The organism is Megasphaera sp. AF13-6AC, from assembly GCF_027685385.1.
Taxonomy (GTDB): domain Bacteria; phylum Bacillota; class Negativicutes; order Veillonellales; family Megasphaeraceae; genus Megasphaera; species Megasphaera micronuciformis.
The window spans coordinates 1-7,321 of record NZ_JAQCUN010000066.1 but is presented as its reverse complement, the minus strand read 5'-3'; the positions used below and the strand labels follow the sequence as shown (position 1 = coordinate 7,321).

At 44.9% G+C, this 7,321-nt stretch carries 6 protein-coding genes; 3 read left to right on the top strand and 3 right to left on the bottom strand.

Annotated elements, in window-relative coordinates:
• The 3 genes from PGX78_RS04920 to PGX78_RS04910 all read right to left on the bottom strand — a co-directional run.
• Positions 1 to 1,344 (bottom strand): amino acid permease (locus tag PGX78_RS04920; RefSeq protein ID WP_270445645.1); only part of this gene is annotated, 1,344 nt, incomplete at its 3' end.
• 460 nt (positions 1,345 to 1,804) lie between these two features.
• The gene (locus PGX78_RS04915) at positions 1,805 to 2,380 is read right to left on the bottom strand and encodes a peptidoglycan recognition protein family protein (RefSeq protein ID WP_270445644.1); all 576 of its coding nucleotides are present in this window, start codon (positions 2,378 to 2,380) and stop codon (positions 1,805 to 1,807) included.
• Positions 2,381 to 2,681: 301 nt separating this feature from the next.
• On the bottom strand, positions 2,682 to 3,749 hold the full coding sequence (locus PGX78_RS04910) for a L,D-transpeptidase (RefSeq protein ID WP_270445643.1): 1,068 nt from the start codon (positions 3,747 to 3,749) through the stop codon (positions 2,682 to 2,684).
• A gap of 261 nt (positions 3,750 to 4,010) precedes the next feature.
• On the opposite strand from PGX78_RS04910, the gene PGX78_RS04905 reads away from it, so the two are divergent.
• The 3 genes from PGX78_RS04905 to PGX78_RS04895 all read left to right on the top strand — a co-directional run bounded on the left by PGX78_RS04905 (position 4,011) and on the right by PGX78_RS04895 (position 7,290).
• The gene (locus tag PGX78_RS04905; RefSeq protein ID WP_270445642.1) at positions 4,011 to 4,346 is read left to right on the top strand and encodes a cupin domain-containing protein; all 336 of its coding nucleotides are present in this window, start codon (positions 4,011 to 4,013) and stop codon (positions 4,344 to 4,346) included.
• 32 nt (positions 4,347 to 4,378) lie between these two features.
• Positions 4,379 to 6,004: a hydroxylamine reductase gene (gene hcp, locus PGX78_RS04900; RefSeq protein WP_270445641.1), complete on the top strand. Its 1,626-nt coding sequence runs from the start codon at positions 4,379 to 4,381 to the stop codon at positions 6,002 to 6,004.
• A gap of 191 nt (positions 6,005 to 6,195) precedes the next feature.
• On the top strand, positions 6,196 to 7,290 hold the full coding sequence (locus PGX78_RS04895; protein ID WP_270445640.1) for a cation diffusion facilitator family transporter: 1,095 nt from the start codon (positions 6,196 to 6,198) through the stop codon (positions 7,288 to 7,290).
• Positions 7,291 to 7,321 lie beyond the last annotated feature (31 nt).

Here is a 7,321-nt window from a genome sequence, read left to right as displayed (position 1 = left end):
CATAGCAACCAGGATTACGAGCCAAATAACCGTAGAAATAATACCGATGCGCGTATTCGGATGGAAGAGTGCCGAAATCAGGACAATGGCGAAAAATGCCATTGTAAAGTAGTTGGAGTACGGTGCAAACGGCATTTTATAACGGACTGTCTTATAGCCTTCAGGGCCGAGCTTTTTGCGGAAACTCAGCTGGCAACAAATGATCATAATCCACGTAACCATGCAGGCAAAGGCACTGACGGACGTAATAATTTCAAATACCGACGCCGGCAGGAAGTAATTGAGAACTACTCCGATAAGCATAAATACGACGGATACTCCCAAGGCCTTATAAGGTACCTTGTTCGAGCTGACTGCTGAGAACATTTTCGGAGCCTTTCCTTGTAACGACAGGTTATATAACATACGCCCCGTACTGTAAATACCGGAATTGCATGACGACAAGGCCGCCGTAATAACAACAAAGTTAATAACATGCCCTGCTGCGGTAATACCCAGCTTTTCAAAAACCATAACGAAGGGACTGCCTTGATGTCCCAACTGATCCCACGGATAGATGGACATAATAATCAATAAAGCCAGTACATAGAACAAAAGAATTCGATAAAGAACCTTGTCGATAGCCGCCGACAAATTCTTTTCAGGATCTGCCGCTTCGCCGGCTGTAACTCCGATAATTTCAATACCCACATAGGCAAAAAGAACCATCAGCATCGTGTCGAATACGCCGCCGATACCGTGGGGTAAGAAACCTCCGTGTTCAGTAAGGTTCGAAATACCTACAGGAATACCGTCGTTACCGAGGCCGAAGACAATCATCCCCACACCCGTAAGGATGAGGAAAATAATGGTGACAACCTTGATTAAGGCAAACCAGAATTCGAATTCACCGTAAGCCTTAACGGAAAACAGATTAGCACACGTCATTAGTCCTAAGGCAACCAGACACGAAATCCATTGCGGCAAATCGGGTAACCAAAGATGAACATAAACGCCGACGGCCGTAATTTCGGCCATGCAGGTAACGACCCATACATACCAATAATTCCAGCCTGAAACGTATCCCGCCAAAGGGCTTAAAAACTGATACGCATGGGCACTGAAAGACCCCGATACGGGATATTCTACCGTTAATTCACCCAAGGCTCTCATAACAAAGAAAATGGCAATGCCGGCAATAATATATGCCAGGACGACACCGGGGCCGGCTTTTTCAATAGCCGATGCGGATCCGAGAAACAGCCCTACACCGATAGCTCCACCCAGTGCAATAAGCTGAATGTGGCGTTCCTCGAGACTGCGATTCAAATCCTCGTGAATGACTTGCGTTTTCTCTTCACTCATCTTGCTTCAACTCCTTTTCACATTTTGATTAAATGCTACCGGTAACAGGCGGGTCGTTATAAAATGAATACATTCAGACTATTACCGTTTTATATATTAATTATACTGAAAGCAAATAAATCAGTCCAATTTACTGTATTATGAATTCATTATATTTTTATGCAAATAATAGGTTTTACGTTATATGTTTATACGACCTTTAGTGAAAATACAGGTATTACCTTTTACTTTTAACAAGTGTACATTTTCACTATTATTCTTTTTCTCGCATTTTTATGTATAATATCACTCGTTTTATAAATTATGTTAATAAAAACGCATGAGTCCGTATTGCCCCTTGCATTTTTTGTATCATATTCTTTCATTTTATTTTATATTTTCGTACAAAAAAGGCTGTTGAATTATTCTTCAACAGCCTTTTTGTCTATTCATTTTTTGGCCTGCCTATTTCAAAAATAACTTAACAATAACGAGCAACCGTCTTTCTGAAAGCTCCCAGTTTGGCATACATATTCTTACCCGGGCAAAGAGTATCATTTAAATCTTTATGTCCCAAAATAGTCTCCGGTCCCGGCTTAATTCCGTATGTTTTACAAATATAAGCCATCAGAAGAACCCCCGACGATAAGGCTGCCCCGGTGGGAACGGCCCGCTCATAATCACCGACAAAGCAAATACCTACCGTATTATGGTTATGGTCATAGCAATGAGCTCCCACAGAGTTCATGGGACGCCCCCTTTCAACCGTACCGTCTTTGTGAATTACATAATGATAGCCTATTCCGGCCCATTTATTGGCCAAGTGCCACTCATGAATTTTCGATGCCGGAATTTCCTGATCCGTTCCGCCTACATGGTGAATCACAATGGCATCCGTTCGCGAACGGCGTACGAGCGGTTCGGAAAATTTAAAATGTGTCTCTTTAACAGTCAGCTTCGCAGGTTTTCCCTCCCCTTGGACGGAAAGCGGTATGCCCGTAACGGCAACAGCCAATGCTGAAAACACGGAGCGACGCAAAAACTCTCTTCTATTCATATTGTATATATTAACCCTTCTCGTATCGGTAACTTTATAACCAAGTTTCAAATATAACCTTCACCGGGGCTATTATACACTCTTTTTTTTTAATACTGCAAGCTAAAAAAACCCTTTGTTAAGCCATTTGGAAGATGTTGTATATAATTTTTTTCCATCTACAGGATAACGGATAATGATTTTCCTTAATGTATTTTCTTATCATATAATCATATATTTCGTATCTTCTACCCGTTTACGGCAAAAAGAAAAGAGCAGATGCGCCGCTTTCGGCATCTCCGCTCTTTCAAGCAGTTGTTTGCTAACTCCGTGCCGTATTTTTTAAACGATATACCAAATGCGAGTCCAGACTTCCTGTTAGAGGAAAGAGGTACATCAAGTCCGCTTCTCTTATGTATAAAACATCGCTACGAACAACCCCTTGAGCCTGTCCCCGTTCTGTCGATAAAGTACCGGTCTTACCGTTCCATACAAGAGGTGAATCGACGGCATCGGCCAAGACCTGTGCCGGTAAATAAATGACTCCTCCCTTACCCAAGGCTCGTCGCGATAGCTTTTTTCCGTCCAAAACCAAGTCATAGGCCTTGGCTACATACGTAGGACTCCCGTCGGAAGCGGCAATTTTTGCCTGGATATGCTCTATATCTTCAAAGGTATCAACACCGTACCCGGCCAGCGCTTTCTTTACATCTCCGACCGTCAGGTATTGTCTTGAATATCCGTCCGGATAAATGTAATAAGATACGGTATGATCCGGATCCGCATTAATGACAATACGGTCATACATAATGTCTACTGCCGTCCCCACATGAATCCGGCTGTACAAATCCTCTACGTCTTGCTCACGCATACGGACGCAACCGTTTGATACGTACCCGCCTACTGACTCGGGGCTATTGGTTCCGTGAATACCGTATGTTCCCGAAAACCCTATCCAACGATACCCCAAGGGATTTCCCGGTCCGGAAGCAATGCGATTTTCCGTATCTTCCGGATCAATCCATTCAGGATTCACTTCCTTTGTTTCCACTCTATAATATCCCGACGGAGTAGGCGTGCTCGCCTTCCCGACTCCCACCGGATACATGGCAGCCTTTTCCTTACCGCGATATAAGGTCAAGATACGGCTGGCCGTATTGACCAAAATTCGGTCCGTCAGATCCTTCTTTTCAGGCGGTTCGTATACGGCCTCACTATCACTATGATCTCCCACTGCTTCCGTGCCCTTCTCAACGCTTATCATACCCGTTTTTTGTATCGTAACCACAGGCTTATCGTTATTTTTTATGACTTCATCCCGAGCTGCAACGACACCGGTAAACATTGACAGAGTCACCAATACGACGGCTGCTTTTCCGACTTTCTCCATCTCTTTACTCCCATATCTACATATAGATTATCTACTTTCTTTATATACTATATAGTATACTCAAAAAAGGTTGCGAAACCAATAGGTTGATGATGACCTTCATTAAATCTTCTTTCCCCTCAAATAAAGCAAATTGCTCTAAAATATTTTCTTTTCGTTGTAAATGTAACGGACGATTCTCAATATTGGCGATATACTAATATCCGTAACAGGAAAGAAATGCCCTATTTGGCAAGCTATTACAACAAGAAGGTGTTTATTATGCCGTATATCAAAAATATCCCTCATGAAGAAGTCGTATCTTTGGCAGAATCGGTCCAAACAGTGCCCGGACAGGTTGTTAGCCGCACGTTAGCACAAAACGATGCCGTCAGTCTGACAGTTTTCGCTTTTTCCAAAGGCGAAGAAATCGGCACTCATGATTCGACGGGTGATGCCTTGGTTACAGTTATTGACGGAGTCGGTCGCTTTGTCGTCGACGGTAAGAGCTACACCCTAAAGCAAGGGCAATCCCTCGTTATGCCGGCTAAAAAGCCCCATTCCGTTCATGCCGAAGAAGACTTCAAAATGGTTTTAACTGTGGTCTTCCCGCAGTAGTATTTTTTATTTAAGACAGGAGGATACAACTTATGGATCAGAAAATGTTTTGCTTTCAATGTGAACAAACTGCAGGCGGCAAAGGCTGTACAGGCGGTGCCGGTGTTTGCGGCAAGTCTTCGGCCGTTGCTAATTTACAAGATGAATTAACAGGCGCCTTAATCGGCTTGGCCCGTGCCTGTCAGACGGCTGCTCCGACAGCTTATACGCATCGTGTCGTTTTGGAAGGTCTCTTCACAACCATTACGAACGTTAACTTCAACGAAGAAACCATGCATACTATGATTGACAAGGTGAACGCTGAAAAAGCAGCCTTACTCAGCAATGAAGAAGGCGCTTTAGACAAGATTCGCAAGCTTTTCGGCTCGTCCAGCGACGCAGACCGTGCCGCAGCCAACTTCGAAATGAAAAAAGTTTGGGACGCTGATGAAGATATTCGTTCCTTGAAATCTCTCATTCTCTTCGGCATGCGCGGTATGGCAGCTTATGCTTATCATGCACTCATGCTCGGCCAGCATGACGATTCCGTCGATGCATTCTTCCTCAAAGGCCTTCGTTCCTTAGGCGAAGACTTGAAAATGGAAGAACTCCTCCCCATCGTTTTGGAAACAGGCACGGCGAACTTGACGTGCATGGAAATGCTCGATCGTGCCAACACGACGACTTACGGTACGCCTGTTCCTACAGAAGTTCCTCTGACTATCGAAAAAGGCCCGTTCATCGTCGTTACGGGCCACGACTTGAAAGACCTCGAACTCCTCTTAAAACAGACGGAAGGCAAAGGCGTCAACATTTATACACACGGTGAAATGTTGCCGGCTCACGGCTATCCCGAACTGAAAAAATACAAGCATCTTAAGGGCAATTTCGGTACGGCTTGGCAAAATCAACAAAAGGAATTTGCCGACGTTCCCGCAGCTTTCCTCTTCACGACGAACTGCCTTATGCCCGTTCGCCCCTCCTATGCGGATCGCGTATTCACAACGGAAGTCGTTTCTTATCCGGAACTCGTTCACATTGACGACAACAAGGACTTCACTCCCGTAATCGAAAAAGCCATCGAATTGGGCGGCTATAAAGAAGATCACGAAATGACCGGTATCAACGGCGGTAAGACCGTTATGACAGGCTTCGGTCACGGTACGGTTCTCGGCGTTGCCGATAAGGTTATCGACGCAGTCAAAGCCGGTGCGATTAAGCACTTCTTCCTCGTCGGCGGTTGCGACGGTGCTCGTCCGGGACGTAACTACTACACGGACTTTGTTAAACAGACACCTGCCGATACGGTTATCCTCACCTTGGCTTGCGGCAAATACCGCTTCAACGACTTGGATCTCGGTACCATCGGCGGCTTACCCCGTATCATGGATATGGGACAATGTAACGATGCTTACAGTGCTATCAAAGTGGCAATCGCCCTTTCCGAAGCTTTCGGTTGCGGCGTAAACGAACTTCCGTTAACGCTCGTACTGTCCTGGTACGAACAGAAGGCTGTCTGCATCCTCTTGACCCTCTTGGCTCTGGGGCTTAAGAACTTCTACCTCGGACCTACGCTTCCCGCATTCGTATCGCCCAACGTATTGAGCTATCTCGTAGAAAACTTCAATATTCATCCTACGAGTACTCCCGAAGCCGACTTAAAAGCCATCTTAGGCTAATCGGTTCGAACTATCATATAATATAAACGGCATGGCATACTTTTCTGAAGTATGCCATGCCGTTTCTTTAATGTTCTTTTTATTATTCTCAAAAACATCTTGTAAATGAGAAAGCAATCTGTTATATTATATGAAATCAATTGAATAAATGTCTATCGTTGTATGGTGTAACACACGAAGGAGCTTGTCTTATGCAACTTTCAGAAGAAACGGCAAAACGGAATCGGGCCATTACGTTTGCCGGCTTAAAAGGAATCGGCGGCAACGCCGTTCTCGTGACCCTCAAGATTATAATCGGCCTGTCGGCCAATTCAATTGCTATCATTCTCGACGCGGTTAACAATCTGACAGATATTTTATCATCTGTATTAACTATAATAGGCACGAAACTGGCAGGCAAGCGCGCAGATAAAGAACATCCCTTTGGCCACGGACGTATCGAATATATTACGACCATGGTAATTGCCTTTATTATTTTATCTGCCGGTATTTTGGCCTTGAAAGAATCGGTAGAACGAATCTTACACCCCAGCTTGTCTACCTTTCTGGTTCGTGACCTGATTATCATCATCTTCGCCATTGCGGTGAAGATTACCATGGGACTTTACTTCCGCCACCAAGGAACTCAATGGCGTTCTTCCGCACTGTCCGCTGCCGGCATCGATTCCCTGTATGATGCGATACTGACCTTTGTGACTTTAATTTCATCCTTGCTTGTCTATTGTTTTTCCATCGACATCCAGGGCTACGTCGGTGCCGCTATCGGTTTGATGATTATCAGGGCCGGTGCAGGTATCGTCCACGATATGTACAACCATCTGCTTGGCGTGCGTACAGACCCTACCTTGGTTCGACGCATTAAAGAACGAATCGCCTCATATCCCCAGGTAGGCGGCGTATACGATCTTGTTTTAAACAGCTACGGCCCTGAAGAAACTATCGGTTCCGTACATATTTCCGTTCCCGATACATTGACGGCCGCCGAAATCCACCCCCTGGGCAAACATATAGGTATAGACATATACAATGAATTCGGTATCGCTTTAACGACGGGAATTTATGCTGAAAACACCGGCAATTCAAAAGCTCTGGAAATAAAAAGTGAGCTCGATAAAATACTCAGCCTGTATCCGCATGTTGTCCAAGTCCATGCCTTCTACGTTCAGGAAGAGGAAAAAACGATTTATTACGACATTATCTTCGACTTTGATGAGCCCGATCCGGTAGGTACGCTTAAATCGATTAAAGCCGATTTGGCGGAATCGGCGGCAACGCCGTTCTCGTGACCCTCAAGATTATAATCGGCCTGTCGGCCAA

Bases quoted from the DNA above. Each gene is read 5' to 3' on its own strand.
- PGX78_RS04910 (WP_270445643.1), bottom strand. From the start codon at position 3,749: ATGGAGAAAGTCGGAAAAGCAGCCGTCGTATTGGTGACTCTGTCAATG.
- hcp (WP_270445641.1), top strand. From the start codon at position 4,379: ATGGATCAGAAAATGTTTTGCTTTCAATGTGAACAAACTGCAGGCGGC.
- PGX78_RS04905 (WP_270445642.1), top strand. From the start codon at position 4,011: ATGCCGTATATCAAAAATATCCCTCATGAAGAAGTCGTATCTTTGGCA.
- PGX78_RS04895 (WP_270445640.1), top strand. From the start codon at position 6,196: ATGCAACTTTCAGAAGAAACGGCAAAACGGAATCGGGCCATTACGTTT.
- PGX78_RS04915 (WP_270445644.1), bottom strand. From the start codon at position 2,380: ATGAATAGAAGAGAGTTTTTGCGTCGCTCCGTGTTTTCAGCATTGGCT.